At 66.0% G+C, this 16256-nt stretch carries 13 protein-coding genes; 8 read left to right on the top strand and 5 right to left on the bottom strand.

Annotation, left to right across the window (positions count from 1 at the left end; all coding sequences use genetic code 11):
- Positions 1-250 precede the first annotated feature (250 nt).
- Positions 251-1159, top strand: a complete 909-nt coding sequence (locus NKH31_RS03830; RefSeq protein ID WP_254863819.1) for a serine/threonine-protein kinase RIO2 — start codon at positions 251-253, stop codon at positions 1157-1159.
- A gap of 236 nt (positions 1160-1395) precedes the next feature.
- Here the strand turns inward: NKH31_RS03830 and NKH31_RS03825 are convergent, their stop codons facing one another.
- On the bottom strand, positions 1396-4524 hold the full coding sequence (locus tag NKH31_RS03825; RefSeq protein WP_254863818.1) for a S8 family serine peptidase: 3129 nt from the start codon (positions 4522-4524) through the stop codon (positions 1396-1398).
- Positions 4525-4835: 311 nt separating this feature from the next.
- On the opposite strand from NKH31_RS03825, the gene NKH31_RS03820 reads away from it, so the two are divergent.
- Positions 4836-5369 carry a hypothetical protein gene (locus tag NKH31_RS03820; protein WP_254863817.1) on the top strand — a complete coding sequence of 178 codons (534 nt, stop codon included), beginning with the start codon at positions 4836-4838 and terminating at the stop codon, positions 5367-5369.
- Positions 5370-5393: 24 nt separating this feature from the next.
- Here NKH31_RS03820 and NKH31_RS03815 read toward each other — a convergent pair whose 3' ends face one another.
- Positions 5394-6431, bottom strand: a complete 1038-nt coding sequence (locus NKH31_RS03815) for a M48 family metallopeptidase (RefSeq protein WP_254863816.1) — start codon at positions 6429-6431, stop codon at positions 5394-5396.
- Positions 6432-6652: 221 nt separating this feature from the next.
- Between NKH31_RS03815 and NKH31_RS03810 the strand changes: the two genes are divergently transcribed.
- From NKH31_RS03810 to NKH31_RS03785, 6 genes are all read left to right on the top strand, one after another.
- Positions 6653-7759: a DUF4129 domain-containing protein gene (locus NKH31_RS03810; RefSeq protein ID WP_254863815.1), complete on the top strand. Its 1107-nt coding sequence runs from the start codon at positions 6653-6655 to the stop codon at positions 7757-7759.
- Positions 7756-8541: a DUF7269 family protein gene (locus NKH31_RS03805; protein ID WP_254863814.1), complete on the top strand. Its 786-nt coding sequence runs from the start codon at positions 7756-7758 to the stop codon at positions 8539-8541. The genes NKH31_RS03810 and NKH31_RS03805 overlap by 4 nt, the downstream gene beginning before the upstream one ends.
- A complete protein-coding gene (locus tag NKH31_RS03800; protein ID WP_254863813.1) occupies positions 8538-9785 on the top strand; it encodes a DUF58 domain-containing protein in 1248 nt (415 codons plus the stop codon). The genes NKH31_RS03805 and NKH31_RS03800 overlap by 4 nt, the downstream gene beginning before the upstream one ends.
- Positions 9782-11470 (top strand): DUF7519 family protein, encoded by a 1689-nt coding sequence (locus NKH31_RS03795; protein WP_254863812.1) that lies wholly within the window; start codon positions 9782-9784, stop codon positions 11468-11470. The genes NKH31_RS03800 and NKH31_RS03795 overlap by 4 nt, the downstream gene beginning before the upstream one ends.
- A gap of 192 nt (positions 11471-11662) precedes the next feature.
- Positions 11663-12238 carry a 50S ribosomal protein L15e gene (locus NKH31_RS03790; protein ID WP_254863811.1) on the top strand — a complete coding sequence of 192 codons (576 nt, stop codon included), beginning with the start codon at positions 11663-11665 and terminating at the stop codon, positions 12236-12238.
- Positions 12239-12397: 159 nt separating this feature from the next.
- Positions 12398-12832 (top strand): universal stress protein, encoded by a 435-nt coding sequence (locus NKH31_RS03785; RefSeq protein WP_254863810.1) that lies wholly within the window; start codon positions 12398-12400, stop codon positions 12830-12832.
- Between the two features lie 32 nt (positions 12833-12864).
- Here NKH31_RS03785 and thrS read toward each other — a convergent pair whose 3' ends face one another.
- From thrS to NKH31_RS03770, 3 genes are all read right to left on the bottom strand, one after another.
- On the bottom strand, positions 12865-14811 hold the full coding sequence (gene thrS / locus NKH31_RS03780; RefSeq protein WP_254863809.1) for a threonine--tRNA ligase: 1947 nt from the start codon (positions 14809-14811) through the stop codon (positions 12865-12867).
- A gap of 219 nt (positions 14812-15030) precedes the next feature.
- Positions 15031-15564, bottom strand: a complete 534-nt coding sequence (gene pyrE / locus NKH31_RS03775; protein ID WP_254863808.1) for an orotate phosphoribosyltransferase — start codon at positions 15562-15564, stop codon at positions 15031-15033.
- A 112-nt stretch (positions 15565-15676) separates the two neighbouring features.
- Positions 15677-16222 carry a CDP-2,3-bis-(O-geranylgeranyl)-sn-glycerol synthase gene (locus tag NKH31_RS03770; protein WP_254863807.1) on the bottom strand — a complete coding sequence of 182 codons (546 nt, stop codon included), beginning with the start codon at positions 16220-16222 and terminating at the stop codon, positions 15677-15679.
- Between the last annotated feature and the right edge of the window lie 34 nt (positions 16223-16256).

Genomic DNA, 16256 nt, shown 5'->3' with positions numbered 1-16256 from the left:
CACCCCCGGGGTTTCGTCGTCAACAGCGAACGGACGATCCGGTATTCGCGACGTTCGAGCCGTTCGAACGGTGATCGGCCGATCCGCTCACCGCTATCGGACGAATCATTCGATGGGGCTGGTCCGGTACTGCCTACACGGCACGGACGAGCTGAACGTCGGTGCGAGCGGGCTACACCGACCTAATCGAACGTCGACGAGCGGGTTTCGGTGTCGGTCGCTTTTTACCATCGGACCGACTAGACGGCCCATGGTTCGTAACGTCGCCTCGCTTCTCGCCGAACTCGACCCCGAGGACTTCTATCTCCTCTCGGGCGTCGAGCAGGGGATGCGCTTTTCCGAGTGGGTGCAACGTGAGAAGCTACCCGAGTTCTCGAGTCTCACGACGGAAGAAGTCGACTACCGGGTAGAGCGCTGTCTGAAGCGGGGGCTAATCGAAAAGAAGACCATCCAGTACGAAGGGTTCACCCTCCAGTTCGAAGGCTACGACGCGCTGGCGCTCAGGGCCCTCGTCGAGCAGGACGTGATCGACGAGTTCGGTTCTCCGCTCGGCGTCGGAAAAGAGAGCGACGTCTACGAGGTGCGATCGTACAAACCGCTCGCGCTCAAGTACCACCGGGAGGGCTATACGAACTTTCGTGAGGTCAACAAAGAACGCGATTACACGTCCGACCGAAGACACGTCTCCTGGCTGTACACCGCGCGAAAGGCGGCCGAACGCGAACACGAGATTCTCGAATCACTCTATCCGACCGTCTCGGTTCCGCGGCCGATCGCCCAGAATCGCCACGCCATCGTGATGGAGAAGATGGACGGCGTCGAACTATCGCGGGCGAAGTTGGATGATGATCAGGTCGTCGGGATCGTCGACCTTCTACTCGCAGAACTCGCTAGCGCGTACGAACTCGGATACGTCCACGCCGACATGAGCGCGTACAACATCTTCGTCGGCGAGAGTGGCGTAACGATCTTCGATTGGCCCCAGGCCGTTCCGATCGATCACCCCAACGCCGACGAATTCCTCGAACGCGACCTGTCGAATCTGCTCGGGTACTTCGAACGCAAGTACCCGCGTGCGGTCCCGGATCGATCGGTTCGGTCCGTTGCGGATCAGATACGGGACGGCTCGTTCGATACGATCGCTGCCTCTTCTGACTGATCGTTCGATGGTCGCCGTCTGTTTATATAGGGGCGGCCATTTCTAGCCGGATAAACTAAATAACGCTATATAAAAAACTGCCACGTTCGTCTTTCAATTCCATCCCGATTTCCCGCCGAGAACGGCTGTGCTGGGTGATTGCGAGGGTTCGATGGGGTCACCAGATCGATGGCGGACGCGGTCGACAATGGAGAAACCTGGAGCGTGGCCGGGAGAAGGAATTCGTCTCCGTTCGCTCAGACGTCCGTTGCGAGCACCGTCACGGTCCGCTCGGTCCCCGAGACGGTCGTCCACTCGCGGTCGGTGAGTGTTCCGTCGCCGTCGGTTTCGGTCGAGACCGCGACGGGGCCGAAGGTGTAGCGGTCGGAGTCCGCTACGTCGTCGGGCGCTCGTGCGAAGTGGGTTAGGTCCTCGTAGACCGACTGCGCGTCCTCGAGCCCGAAGTAGACGTGGGTGCCCCCGCCGAAGGCGGGCTTGGTCGCTTCGACGTCACCGAACTCATCGTCGACCGACCAGCCGTGAGGAACGGTGTCCCTGACGATCACTCGTCCCTCCTCTGGATGGCGAACGTCGACGTCAACCTCGGTTCTGCTGGTCTGGCCGCCGGAGAAAATCGACGCGTCGGCCTCGGCGCTGCCTTCGACGACGAAGCCGTCTTCGTCGACTGCCGTCTCGAGGTCGAGGTGCGCTCGACAGTCGAAGCCGTTGACGAGGCCGGGGACGGCGACGAGCTTCGCGACGACGTAGAACACGCGCTCGCCGTCGTTCGCTTCGAGGTCGTCGACCGAGACGCTGGTGGAGACGGCCGCGCTTCCGCCGATTCCGGCGTCACTGTCGACGACCGTCGGCTCTCCCGTCTGCTCGTCTGGTTGTTGGGCGTCGTAGACGAAGAGATCGACGTGCGGATCGGCTCGCGCGGCGTCCGCGTTTCCACCGCTGTAGTGGCCGAATTCGACGGTCGCCTCGATCTCTCCCGGTGCGTCGACGCGGACGTATCCGGCGACGGCGCGTTCGTCGTCGGGGACGGCGAGACCGACCGTTCCAGCGATCGTCTGGTCGGTGAGATCGCGCGTGACGGCGTCGATCGCCGGGCCGACGTTCGCCCGGCCGTACCCTTCGTACGGGTCGCGCCTCCCGTGGGTGTAAACCGGGACCTTCGCCCGGTGGTAGGGTGCGGCCGTCAGTGCCGTCTCGGTGGCGGTCGCGAGGATGGTCGATTTGAGCCGGAGGACGTCGCGGTAGCCCGTTTCGGCCGGTTCCGGAAGCGAGATCGCCGTCGGGGCGTCGTCTTCCATGGCGTCGGCGACGAGTCCGGCGATTCCGGCGACCGACGGCGCGGCCATCGACGTCCCGGCGGCGCCGCGATAGTCGCGCACGCCGTCGCGGCCGTCTCCTTCTGGGTCCCGGTTGCGGTGGGCGCCGAGTAACTCGGCGTCGACGTCCAGTAGGGTCTCGAGGACGGTGTCCGCGAGCTCGAACTCGTAACCGGCGTCGCCCGAAATCGAGTCGTCGAACTCGGTTCGCGGTTCCAGCGCTCCGTATTCGAGTTCGTCGAGGACGGTGACCGGTTCGAGATCGGCCGACGCGGCCTCGTCGTCGCCCGAACTCTCGGTGACGTCGTCTTCGGGTTCGCCGTTTGCGGCGGCGATGTCGAGGACGTTCACCTGCCCGCCCGGCGCGGTGACGTCCGGCTTCGCGTAGGGCTCGCCCGTCTCGTCGTCGATGCCGCCGATTCCGCCCGCCGAGTAGGCCGCGATGCCGTCGTAGGGACCCGTCGAGACGACGGAGATCGCCTCGTTAGCAACCGCTGGTGCGCCGTTGCCGTTCGCCGGCGTGGCGTCGTTTCCGGCGGCCGCCACCGACAGCATCCCGGCTTCGGCGATTTCCCGGATCGACGCTGGAATGTCGTCGAGCGCGCCGCCCGCCGCTCCGAGCGGCAACCCGCCGAGATATCCCCACGACATGTTCACGGCGCGTACGTTGAACGTCTCAGCGAACTCGTCGGCGAACTCGCCGAGCGTCTCGGTTGCGGTGGCGAGGTCGGTCAGGCTCGTGATGCTGTAGCCGGGGGCGACGCCGGCGTGTAGCGACCGGTCGCCACCACCTGTGGCGTCGCCCGCGGTCTCGCCCGCGTGCCTGAACGCGCCCACGGCGACCGTCTCGACCCGGCCGGCTGTCACGAGTTCGCCCTCGATCGTTCGGACGTGGACCGTGTAGGTGGCCTCTCCCTCGTCGTGAACGGTCGGCGTCTCTGCGATATTGGTCTCGAAACTCTCCTCACTGGTTCCCTCGACGCCGCTCGCGCTTGCGAGTTCCGCTCCATCCGGCCCCTCGATGACGACGTCGATGGCGGTTCCGTAAACGCTCACGAAGACGCCGGTTCCGGCTTCGGCCTCGACCTCGTACGAGAGCGTGTCGCCGAGCAGGAGGACTGCGTGTGGCTCGTCCGTCCGCGACCGATCCGGATCGATCGCACTCGCGCGGCCGCTGCCGGCCATGATCGAGGCGACGTGTGTGCCGTGTCCGTTCTCGTCTCGTGGTCGACTGAACGACCCGTAGGCGTCGTGGTCGTTGTGCCAGCCGACGAGGTGGGGCAAACCGGTACGCTCGACGGGGTCGAACGGATCGATCGCGTGACCCGGCGGTTCGGACTCGCCGCCGCTTTCCCCGCCGTCGACGATCGCCTGGTAGGAGGCGACCGCCTCGTACTCGACGCTCCCCTCCCAGCAGACGATCTCCAGACTGTAGTCTCCCTCTGGATCGTACCCGTCGTACGTCGTCGTGATTGGTCCGTCGGTACCGCGGGCGCTGGTTCGCTGGTTCCCGTCTTCGAGGAGGCGAACTTCCATCTCCGAGGGAAGTTCCGACGTCCAATCGAGCGTGGCCTCGATGCGATCGGTTCCGTCGACCGGCGAGAGGTCGGGACTGTCGACGAGGCCGAGTACGACCGTACCCTGATTCGTCCCCGTGAACGTCTCGGCGTCGAGCTCTTCCGTCTCGTACTCGTCGTCGCCGTGACCCGGTGGCGCGTGCGTCGTTTCGAGTTGGAACTCGCCGTCGGCCGTCGTCACCGTCACGCCGCTCCACGGACCGATGTCGGGATGGCGCGCGTCGGTTCCGGAGTCGGTCAACGCGAGCGATCGGTCGGGTCGGCCCCGGTAGCCTCGCTCCCAGGCGTGGCTCGCCTCTCGAACCCGGACGTTCGCGTACACCGGGTCGATGCTACCCGACTCGGTGCCGAGTGCGCTGGTCGTACCGAGTGCGCCCGTGAGTAGTCCGGTTCCGGCGAGGGCGCTCGTTTTGAGTACGGTTCGTCGCGATACGTCGACTCGATCTATCGGATCGGGGTCGTGGTGTGAACACATAGCACGTCACGACGTTCACCTTCGTTGTAAGAAGCCGTTGTGACAAACGCGTCCAACTGTCGCGAACGGAGGATCCACTATCGGGAATCGAGTCGAGGATCGACGACATGCAAGCGCAATTCGTCCCGTCGACGGACGAGGTCGGATCGATAGAGGCCGTCCACAGCAACGGTCCGGTGAGTGGAGACTGTCGGGAACGGTGTGCAATTCAATTCCACAATCGGGTCGTCCGTTCACACCGGGGTGTAAAAATCTGTCACCCGGGGTGAGATGGCAGGCGGTTTTTGCACCTGGGTGACGTCCGAGATGGTATGTCTAGTGATAGCATGCGCCAATACAACGCGGTCGATGTCTGGGGTGGCGGCGTTATCGCTGCGATCGTCGCCGGAATCGCGATGGGCGTCATCTTGCACTTCGGCGCGGATCTCATCGAGGTTCTCGGCGGACTCGCGCCGATCGCGGGCGCGTCGATCGGCCTCGGGTGGCTGATTCACATGCTGATCAGCGTCGGATTCGGGCTCGTATTCGCGGCGATCGTTTCCCGACGGACGATGCGACGAAGTCTGACGTCGTTCACCGATTTCGTCATCGCCGGCCTCGCCTTCGGGGCGTTCATCGGGATTCTCGCCGGCGGGGTGGTCTTTCCCGTGGCGATGGCTCGGGCCGGGGTCGTCGCGCTTCCGCTCCCGTTCCTGCCGATTCCCGGAGCGGCCGGCGAGTTCGTCGTCGCCGTCATCTTTGCGATCGGTCACCTCGTCTACGGACTCGTCCTGGGGGCGACGTTCGCGACGATCAACGGCGCCACGCCGGTCGGGCTGGAAGACCGGATAGCCGTGCTCGAGTAGCGGTCTCGATCGGTTGGTTCTCGTTCAGCGGGTTCGGTCCGTTTCGAGCCTCCCGGCTTGTTCTCGGAGCCGGGCGATGCGCGTTTCGACGGCGGGGTGTGACCGAAAGTCGACCGAACGCCCGTCCGCGTCGGACGGCTGGTCGGGAGCGTCGAATCCGTACGGGAGCAGACAGAGCCCCTGGGTCGTGAGGCGCTTGTCCGTTTCCGGACGACGGTCGTCACCGGAGAGGCCGGCCAGCGCGTTCGCCAACGCCGCAGGATTTCCGGCGAGGTGGGCGCCGTCTCGGTCGGCGACGTACTCGCGATAGCGCGAGAGGGACCCCGCCGCCCCGACGAGGGCCGCGGCGAGCACGCCGAGAACGAGCCCGGCGACGACCAGCGTGACGACGGTGGCGACGGCGAACTGGACAAAGCCGGTGGGCGTCACGACCGGCGCGTCGAGGAAGCTGCCCGCGAGCAACGCGGCTGCGAGCAACGCGGTACCCGCGGTCGCCGGCTTCACCCAGCTGGGAAGTCCGTCGAAGGGGGAGTACTCGTCGGCGACGAGGGCGGGGACGAACGTGGCTCCCGTCATCACCAGCGCGTCGCGATTCTTGAGGTGGACGAGTTCGTGTGCGAGGACGGCGTCTAGTTCCGCATCGTCGAGGCGCTCGACGAGCCCGCGACTGACGACTATCGTCCCGGATCCGAGGTCGCCGATCGCCATGCTGTTCGGGACCGGGGACCGAGAAATCGCCACCGTGGGTGTGGGCATGTCGGCTTGTGCCGCGAGCCGTCGCACGCGATCGGTGAGCGCCGAGTCGTCCGGCCCGGCCACTGTCGCGTCGGTTTCGGCCAGCAACTCCTGGCGCGTGTACCGTAACTGTCCGACCAGCAACACGGCCATCACGACGACGGCCACCGCCGCGACCGACGGTGCCGTCGTTTCGATGCCGATCCGGGCGAGGACGACCGCCACCCACGGCTCCAGGACGAGCGCGAGACCGACGGCGAGCAACAGGTCGATCGCGAGGACGAGACCCAGGGTCACCGCCAGTCTGATCGTGAGTCGCTCGTCCATATCTCCGCCGTTCGCGTCAGTGTACGAAAATCGTTTCGCTCCACTTTCAGGTCTCACGTCGACTCGTAGTCGCGAGCGGTGGTCACACCCGTTTGTGTCTATTCGAGCCACAGCGAATCGACTTGGACTTTCGCACCCCTTCCTTTCCCAGCCGTGTGACGTTCGGAGAACGCCGCTAACCCGATACAAATAAATATATCGGGCGAGTTGCACGTTTCAGCGTGATACAGGATCGACCGCTCGTCGTGCTGGCTCTCTGTCTCGTCGCGATCGTCGTGGGGGCGGCGCTCTTTCCGGCCGCCGGAATGGACGGTGGCGCCGTCGAGACGGGTGACAGAACGGACGGTCCGGTCGGTTCCGACGAGGATGCGACGACTGACGACGGACACGGCGAGGGGTCGGACGGCTCTGACGACCCGGACGCCGCCGCGGATGATCCGAGCGACGACGGAGGCGCCTCGAGCGACGCCGCGGATGGTGTCGATGATTCGAGCGACAGCGACGGAACGACGGACGATCGCTCGACTGACGGGAACGAGACCGGTACGGATGCTGACGAGACGGCGGATGACGGTGGCGCCGGAAGTACGTTATTTGGAGCGTTCCTGGTAGAGGTAGTCGGGTTGATCGCCTTACTCGGCGTGAGCCTGCTGGTAAGCGGCCGGGTGTGGGAACGGACCGATCCCACCCGCGCTGACGGGATTACGGCGGCGGACCTGCCGGATCGGCGATCAGCGCGGCTCGCGCTCCGCATTCAGCGACTGCCGCAAGCGACCATGTTCGCGACGATCGCCGCGGCACGGTACGGGACGACGGTCGGTTCGGGCGTGGCCGAGTTGGGGGCCACTGCTGCCCGCGGAGTCGGTCACGGGTGGCGGTCGCTTCGAGCCACGGGTGCGTCGATCAGACTCCCGTCACTTCCGTCCGTGAGCGGACTCTGGCGTCTCTCACTCCGGTGGCCTTCGTTCGGGTGGAATTCGCGGACCGATCGAACCCGATCTGCCACCGGACCGACGAGGCGAACGGAGCGATCGAACGAATCGCAACCGACGCCGTCGGCGGAGCCGCCAAGAGAACCCGAGTCGGTCGCGGCGGCCTGGGAACGGATCGTCGCCTCGCTTTCGCTCCGCCGCGCGTCGGTCAGAACGCCCCGCGAGTGCGCCGTCGCCGCCGTCGACGCCGGCATGCCCGAAGACGCCGTAATCACCCTCACGGAGACGTTCGAACGCGTGCGCTACGGTGGAGCGTCCGAAACGGCCGCGCAGCTGGAACGGGCGCGCGCCGCCTACCAGCGGATCCGCGAGGAAACCGGCGGTGATCGACAGTGAGACGACTCGTGCTCGTCTTCGCGACCGGTGCGATACTCGCCGCGATAGCCCTGCTTGTCAACCCGACCGATTCGACACCCGCGTTCGTTACGCCCCTCGTCGTCACCGGCGTGGGGCTGGTGACGATCGTCCTCGGGCTCGCCATCTGGGTGCAACAGGGGTTCGTCCCATCGGTCGTCGGATCGCCCGACGCGGCGACGAACGGACTGACCGAGCGCCACGGACGACCGATCCCGCCTCCGTCCAGCAACATTGTCGGTGCCCGCATCGATCGGGCTCTGCGCGAATCGTCGGACGTCCCGCGCACGGCTCGCCGACGGATCGAAGACGACGTACGCACCGCCGTCGAGACGAAACTGGGCGAGACGGGAGACCGGTCGAACTCGACGATCGACGAGTTGCTACGCGAGGGAACCTGGACCGAGGATCCGCGGGCGGCGACCTTCCTCGGCGAGGTCGACCACCGTTCGCGTTCCGTTCGATATCGAGACTGGCTCGTCGGTCGGCGCTACGAACGGATGCTGCGCGCGACGATCGACACGATAGCGCGACTCGACGCGGCGCCGGAGCACGGGCCCGTTGGGGACGGACCGCGCGACGGTATCGCCTCGACCGGCAGACGGGATTCGGCCGATCGTTCCGCCGGCCCGTCCGGTGGCTACGACCCGTCGGTCGCCTATTCACGCTGGACGGATGCGGATTCGGCGGATGATGGCGAGGCCGCCGGCTCGCGGTCGACGGCGAGTACGCCAGAATCAGTGAACCCCGAGGTGAACCGATGAGCCGTCGACACCGGTACTGGGCCGGGCTCGCCGTCGCCACGGTCTGTATCGGTGCGGGGATCGTGCTCGAACTGTTGACGGTTTTCGCCGCCTCGGCCGTCGGTCTCACGTACGCGGCCTACGCGAGCCTCGGCGACGCACCCGCGTCGTCCCTAGCCGTCGAGCGGACGGTTACGCCGACCCAGCCGAGACCGGGCGAATCGGTTTCGGTTCGCCTCACGGTTCGAAACGAGGGTTCGACGGTCCTCCCGGACGTTCGCGTCGCCGACAGTCCGCCCGACGGACTGGTCGTCGATGGGTCGACGCGGGCCGGCGTCTCGCTGTCGCCCGGCGAGACCGAGACGATCGAGTACGCGGTAACGGCGAGGCGTGGCTCCTACGAGTTCGGCGAGGTCACCGCCCGTTCGGCGACGGTTTCTGGCGGCGCAGCGGTCGTCGAAACGTACCCGATCGAGAGCGAAATCGACTGTGCCGACCTCGTCGAGACCGTCCCCATCGGCGGGGAGACGATCCAGTACACGGGGCGAATCGACGGCGAGGCCGGCGGCGAAGGCGTCGAGTTCCACGCAATTCGTGCCCACCAGCCGACAGACCCGATGAACCGCATCGACTGGACGCGACTCGCCCGGACGGGCGAACTCGCGACGATCGAGTTCCGCCAGGAGCAGGCGGTGCGGGTGGTCTGTCTCGTCGACGCCCGGTCGGCCGCCGCCTCGCGCCGACGAGCGGGCGAAGCGACGGCGATCGAGTTGAGCCGGCGGGGAGTACGCCACCTCGCGACGCGGTTGCTCGTCGAGAATAACCAGGTTGGCGTCGCCTGGTTCGGCGGCAGCGGTCACTATCTACGCCCGTGTAGCGGCAGGCCACAGCGGGCCCGTATCCGACGATTTCTCGACGGCGAGTGGGACGACACGTTCGGGTACTCGAACTGGCTCTCGGCCGGCGCTGATGACGTCGACCGGTGCTGTCGCCACCTGGCCGACGAGAAACAGATCGTCCTCTTTTCGCCGCTGCTCGACGACGGTCCGGTCGAGGCCGCCCGGCGGTTCGCGGCGTTCGGCCACGACGTGACCGTCGTCTCTCCCTCGGTCGTCCCCGACTCCCTCGGCGGAACCGTCCAGACCGTTGTCCGGGACGACCGGATTTCGACGCTTCGGAGCGCGGGCGTACGCGTCGTCGCGTGGTCGCCGACGGAGTCGCTTCACGTCGCACTGGATCGGGCGTCGCGGGGGTGGTCGGCGTGACCGACGACCCCGGCCACGCACTGTACGCCCCGCCGGGCCGATCGCCGCTTCTGGTCGCGTTCGCCGTGCTGGTCGTTCTCGGCCTCGGATACGGCGCTGGCGCGGTGGTGCCAGTCGCGGTGGCAGTTGTGTCGGGGCTGGGGATCGTCGGCGGGTGTTGCCTGATCGCGACGTATTCGATTCGAGACCGCGCACTCGGCGGTATCACGACAGTTGCCGGACTCGCCGGGGTTGCCGGCAGCGTCTGGATCGCCGTACTGGCCGGAACCGCCGCCGGATTACCGGCTGTCGACGTGGGCCCCTATCGAGCCGTCGGAATCGTTGCCGCGGCGGCGGTCACCGTAACGGCCGCGGGCGTTGCCCTCCTGCCGGCGGAGTCCTGTCGATCGGCGCTCGGCGAGACCGCGCGTGACGCGACGCTCGCCGCGGCGATCGCGACGCCGATCGCGGCGCTCGTCCTCGATGGGCGACCGCTCGCCCTCTACTGGGATGGGATTCGTGAGACGATCTCGCTCGCCAGTCGAACGCCCTCGATCGCACTGATAACGATTCAAGTGCTCACGCTGCTTGCGCTCTTCTCGATCGCCGGTAGCGATACGGCGAGGCGGACGTGTCGACGCCTCGGACTGGACGTCCCGTCGATCAGGGATCTCGTAGAGTGGGTGCGCGAGTGGAACGAATCGATCTACTGGGTGATCGGGTTCTACGTCGTCGTCTGGTACGTTCCGGGACTGCGGGCGGCGATCGACTCGGGGTTCGAGGCGATCGGTCCGGTCGGCCGGGCCGTCGCCGCGGTGTTGACGAGCGGTGTGGTGATCGCGGCGTTACTCGCCGTCATCGTCGGGGTGGTGCTCGCGTCCGTCGCGGTGGCCATCGCCCCGGCCGTCCGTCACCGACTCGAACCGGTGCCGTTGCGAACGTTCGCCTCGATGTCCGGTGGTGCGGTCGTTCCGGTTGCCATCCTCGGCGGCGACCGCCTCGCGACCGGCGGGACGACGTCGGCTATCACGTGGGCGTTGATCGTCGCCGCGTGGATCGGTTTCGTCGCCAGCTGGCTCCACGCACCGCGGCTGCTCGCGATGGCCGCGGGCGAGCGGTGGCGGTCGCGATTGGTCGGCGTCGCGGCCGCCTCGCTGTTCGCCGGGACGATCCTCTCGGCGACCGCCGGACTCGCCCCGATCGGCGTACTCGTCGGGATCGCGGCTACGCTTCTCGTCTGGGATCTCGGAACGAACGCCCTCGACGTCCACCGGACAGTCGGACCGGATGGGTACGCCTCGGATCCCCTCGCTGCGCGTGCCGGCACGACCGGCGTCGTCGGCTGCGTCGGCGTCGGTCTGGGCCTGGCGATCGTCTACGGCGCCCGCTGGGCAGGACCGTCCGTCTCGCCGTCGATCGCGAAGGTGTCGATCGCCCTCTCGCTCGTCGCCGTCCTCGCCGTGACGGCGAGCAGTGCTCGACGCGAGGCGTCCGATCGGTCGATTGGAGACTGGCTTTCCGACAGGTATCTCTCCGCGGTGGTGACGCCGTTCCGGATCGTCGTCTTCGCGATTCCGTTCGCGATCGTCCTCTCCCAGCTCGTCCACCCGGCGTTCGGCCTGTTCGCGCTCGCGGGGCTGCTCGCGGTAGCGTTCGTTGCCCCGAATCGCTCCTCGCCCCGCAGCTATCGTCGGGATCGATTCTGACGCTCGATACCCCTCGTTCGCCGGCGTCGTCGACGCTTCGAAGGCCTTATGAAACGACGCTGGGTAGTACCGGTAGCTACGCTGGACGGCGGGCACCAGCGGGCACCCGTTCGACGCCAGTCACGGGTCGGAATGTGGACCGCACGAGACGACTCGTCCGGTCTGAACCAGGAGACGCCCGCGGTGATACACATGGCACGAAGCTTCTACTCTCACATCAAGGAGGCCTGGAAGAACCCCGGCGACGGCAAACTCGGGGAACTCCAGTGGCAACGCAAACAGGAGTGGCGCAAACAGGGCGCTATCGAGCGCATCGACCGACCGACGCGCCTGGACAAGGCCCGTGAACTCGGCTACAAGGCAAAACAGGGCATCGTCCTCACGCGGGTCTCGGTCCGAAAGGGAACCGCCCGGAAAGAGCGCTTTACCGCCGGACGGCGGACGAAGCGCCAGGGCGTAAACCGCATCGGCCGCCGCAAGAACATCCAGCGCATCGGCGAAGAGCGCGTCTCCCGGAAGTACCCCAACCTCCGCGTACTGGGCAGCTACTGGGTCGGTGAGGACGGCTCGCAGAAGTGGTTCGAAGTGATCCTCGTGGACCCGGAGCACCCGGCGATCGAGAACGACGACGACCTGAACTGGATCTGCGGCGACGACCACAAGAACCGCGCCTTCCGCGGACTGACCAACGCCGGCAAGTCCAACCGCGGCCTCTACAACCGCGGCAAGGGAACCGAGAAGGTCAGACCCTCGACCAACAGCGACTGATCGACCGCACATTTTTCGCGGCCGTAACCGACAGTGGGTAGTGCACCGAGGGTACTCGCCGACCGGCACCGACCCGGGAACGATCGGATTCGATCACCGGGTGTGCAGACTGTGGACACGAACCGTGCGTTTATCCTCCCGGCCGTCGAAAATTTGTGCATGGCTCAGCACGTCCTCGTCCCGTACGACGACTCGCAGCGATCGACCGACGCGCTCGATTTCGCGATCGAAGCACACCCCGACTCGACGATCACGGCGGTACACGTCATCGATCCGAGCGACTTCTACGCGGCGACCGGGATGGAAGGCGGAGCGATGGCGAACTACGACGCGATCATCGACCACCAGAACGAGCGCGCGGAGAACCTCCTTCGCGAAGCGAGCGATCGAGCCGCGGACGCCGGGGTCGACATCAGGACCGACCACGTCATCGGCAGCGTCTCGCGGTCGATCATCGATTACGTCGAGGAACACGACGTCGACCACGTCGTGATCGGCAGTCACGGACGAACCGGGGCCAGACGGATTCTCCTCGGAAGCGTCGCCGAGACCGTCGCCCGGCGGTCGCCGGTGCCGGTCACGATCGTTCGATAACCGAAAGTCAGTCGAGAACCGACCGACGGGCCCTACGACTGCAAGAAGTCGGGTTCGTTACGTTTCTCGTCGCGTTCGGCTTCGAGGTGGGTCAGAAACGTATCCACCGCGACGTCGTACTCCTGGTCTTCGAAGCGATCACGAACGGAGATCGTCCCGTCGGCTTGCTCGTCGTCGCCGACGATGATCTGGTAGGGAACCCGGTCGTCGTGGGCCGCCCGGATCTTCCGGCCGAGCGTGGCGTCGCTCGTGTCGACCTCGACGCGGAAGTCTGAGAACGCGTCGGCGATCTCTTCTGCGTACTCGCGGTTATCGTCGGAGATGGGAAGCACTCGAACCTGTTCGGGAGAGAGCCAGAGTGGGAAGTTGCCCTCGTAGTGCTCGATGAGCATCATGAAGAACCGCTCGTAACTGCCGTAGAGCGCGCGGTGGATCATCACCGGCTGGTGGGACTCGTTGTCCTCGCCGACGTAGGAGAGCTCGAACCGTTCGGGCATGTTGAAATCGAGTTGCACCGTCGGGCCGTCCCAGCTTCGACCGATGGCGTCTTCGAACGAGAAGTCGATCTTCGGCCCGTAGAACGCCCCGTCACCGGCTTCGAGTTCGTAGTCTATCTCTCGCGATTCGAGAACCGACTCGAGTTGGGCCTCGGCGCGCTCCCAGATCTCGTCGCTACCGACGGATTTCTCGGGACGCGTCGCCAGCGCGACCTCGTAGTCGAGATCGAACGTCGTCAGCACCTCGTCGATGGCGTCCATGATCGCCTCGACCTCGGCTTCGATCTGGTCGGGTCTGACGAAGAGGTGTCCGTCGTCGATCGTGAACGCCCAGACGCGCGAGATGCCCGAGAGCTCGCCGCGCTGTTCCTTGCGGTAGACCTTCCCGTTTTCGGCGTAGCGGACGGGCAGGTCGCGGTAGCTCCAGGAGTGGTCTTCGAAGATCGACGCGTGGCCCGGACAGTTCATCGGTTTCAAGCCGAACTCGTCGTCGCCGACGTCGAAGATGAACATGTCGTCGACGTAGTTGTCGTAGTGACCCGACTGCTTCCAGAGGTCGGTCTTGAACAGGTGTGGCGTCTCGACGTACTCGTAGTCGGCGTCGTCGTTGATCGACTCGACGAACCGAGAGAGTTCGCGCAGGATCGTCTTGCCCGGCGGGTGATACAGCGGGAGTCCCGGGCCCGTCACCTCCTGGATCGAAAAGAGGTTCATCTCGCGGCCGATCTTTCGGTGATCGCGCTCTTTGGCCTCCTCGCGACGCTCCAGGTATGCCTCCAGATCGCTTTCACTCTCGAAGGCCGTCCCGTAGATCCGCGTCTGCATCGGATTCTCCTCGTCGCCGCGCCAGTAGGCGCCCGCGATCTCCAGCAACTCGACGGCGCCGATATCGCCCGTGGAGTCGACGTGCGGACCGGCACAGAGGTCCGCCCACTCGCCCTGTCGGTAGAACGTGACCGTCGCGTCCTCGTCGGCGAACTCGGCGAGAAGCTCGAGTTTGTACGGCTCGTCGGCGAGTCGTTGCTCGGCTTCTTCCACCGAGACCACCTCGCGTTCGATCTCGTAGTCCGCCTCGACGATCTCTTCGATCTCGGCCTCGAGGTCCGGAAGGTCTGACTCGTCGACGTCGAGGTCGTCGAAGTCGTAGTAGAAGCCGTCGTCCGTCGGCGGGCCGATCGCGAGTTTGACGTCCTCGCCGAACAGGCGCGTGACGGCCTGGGCGAGACAGTGTGACGCCGAGTGGCGCATGACGTCTACGTACTCGTCGGACTGTACGGTGACGATTTCGAGGTTCGCCCCCTCGTAGACGGGCGCCTCTTTGGCGACGAGGTCGCCGTCGAGTTTCCCGGCGACCGTGTCCCGGCCGAGGCCGGGGCCGATCTCGTAGGCGCAGTCTTCGACCGTGGCGTCGGCGTCGACCGAGAGTTCGGATCCGTCGGGCAGTACGACCGCTATCTGTGACTGTGATTCTGATTCTGACATGGCTGGTGGTACTTCGGTGAGAAGCTCGCGTCGGTGTCCGCACACGCCGCTCGCCGTATTTCCGTCGAGATACAGCGCACGGTAGGTGGATTAGAAGCGGGCGGGTCGCCCTGTAAAACGGACACCTACCATCGTGACTACGCCTAACCCCGACCGGGATAAAAACGTTTTGATGGTACGGCCCCATCGAGCTGGATTGTCACCCGAGCTCACGTCCCGTCACTGGCGGTCGGCGTCTTCGAGCAGTTCGCTCGCCGTCACCAGGGCCTCCATCTCGACGCCCGCTTGCTCGATCGCCTCGCGGCCGCCTTCCTCTCGGTCCACGACCACGAGGGCGCGTTCGACCGTCGCCCCGGCGGCTCTAACGGCCTCGACGGCGTCGACGAGGCTCGTCCCCGTCGTGACGATGTCCTCGACCACGACGACCTCCTCGCCCTCCTCGAGCCGGCCTTCGATCTGGTTACCCGTGCCGTACTCCTTTCGTTGCTTGCGCGCGATGACGTACGGGACGCCTGCGACGACGCTCGTCGCGGCCGCCAGCGGAACGCCGCCGAGGGCGACCCCGCAGAGTTTCTCGTCCGCGTCGACTCGCTCGGCGAACGCCTCGGCGATCGCCGACAGACACGCCGGATCCGTCTCGAAGAGGTACTTATCGACGTAGTACTCGCTCGTCCCGCCGTGTGAGAGTTCGAACTCGCCGAATTTCACGGCCTCGGCCGCCCGCAACGCGCCGATGAGTTCCTGAGTGACCATGCTCGAACGGGCACGGTCCATCGAGATAAGCAATTTGGAATTGGCGGACAGGTGGACGGTCGGTCGATCGCAACCGCCCGCCACCGATCGCTAATCCGGAGTGCGAGGGAGTTCAGTACGGTTCGTCTTTGAGCCCGAGTGCGTACGCGATGGCGTTCGTCCCGACGTGTAATATCGGTGTCAATACGAAGACGACCGCGAGCACGCCCAGCGTAAACTGCTCGGAGAACCACGTCGGCGCGGCGACGAACGCGAACGCCAGCGCCAGGACGACGAAGTCGAGCTGGTCGACGACCGGAAACGGCGCGCCGCGCCGGCGGCCGGTCCGGCGCTTTAGAAACGACGCGGCGATGTCGCCGCACATCGCCCCGAACGGAAGCGCGACGACGACGGCCACGGGGAACGTCGGGAGGTCGACGCCGACCGCGGGCCCGACGTCGCCGGCGACCGCGTTCAGGACGAGCGCCAGCGCCGCGCCGACGGCCGTGCCGACGAGCGTTCCCCGCCAGGTCTTTCCGTCGCCGAGGACGCGCTTTCCGTTCCAGGTCCGACCGCCGTCGATCGGTCGGCCCCCGCCGGCCAGCACCGCGGCGTTGTTCGGTACGTACGCGGGTAACATCAACCAGAACGCGACGACGATCGTCGTGAACACTCCCATTATCGATCGATCGAACGGACGCTCCCCTCTTAAT

The sequence above is a fragment of the Halovivax gelatinilyticus genome (genome assembly GCF_024300625.1).
Classification (GTDB): Archaea; Halobacteriota; Halobacteria; order Halobacteriales; family Natrialbaceae; genus Halovivax; species Halovivax gelatinilyticus.
This window is presented reverse-complemented; position numbering and strand designations above follow the sequence as displayed.

Coding starts and splice junctions, on each gene's coding strand:
- NKH31_RS03815 (WP_254863816.1), bottom strand. CDS start 6,431: ATGGACGAGCGACTCACGATCAGACTGGCGGTGACCCTGGGTCTCGTC.
- NKH31_RS03785 (WP_254863810.1), top strand. CDS start 12,398: ATGGCTCAGCACGTCCTCGTCCCGTACGACGACTCGCAGCGATCGACC.
- NKH31_RS03790 (WP_254863811.1), top strand. CDS start 11,663: ATGGCACGAAGCTTCTACTCTCACATCAAGGAGGCCTGGAAGAACCCC.
- NKH31_RS03825 (WP_254863818.1), bottom strand. CDS start 4,524: ATGTGTTCACACCACGACCCCGATCCGATAGATCGAGTCGACGTATCG.
- NKH31_RS03770 (WP_254863807.1), bottom strand. CDS start 16,222: ATGGGAGTGTTCACGACGATCGTCGTCGCGTTCTGGTTGATGTTACCC.
- thrS (WP_254863809.1), bottom strand. CDS start 14,811: ATGTCAGAATCAGAATCACAGTCACAGATAGCGGTCGTACTGCCCGAC.
- pyrE (WP_254863808.1), bottom strand. CDS start 15,564: ATGGTCACTCAGGAACTCATCGGCGCGTTGCGGGCGGCCGAGGCCGTG.
- NKH31_RS03800 (WP_254863813.1), top strand. CDS start 8,538: ATGAGCCGTCGACACCGGTACTGGGCCGGGCTCGCCGTCGCCACGGTC.
- NKH31_RS03820 (WP_254863817.1), top strand. CDS start 4,836: ATGTCTAGTGATAGCATGCGCCAATACAACGCGGTCGATGTCTGGGGT.
- NKH31_RS03830 (WP_254863819.1), top strand. CDS start 251: ATGGTTCGTAACGTCGCCTCGCTTCTCGCCGAACTCGACCCCGAGGAC.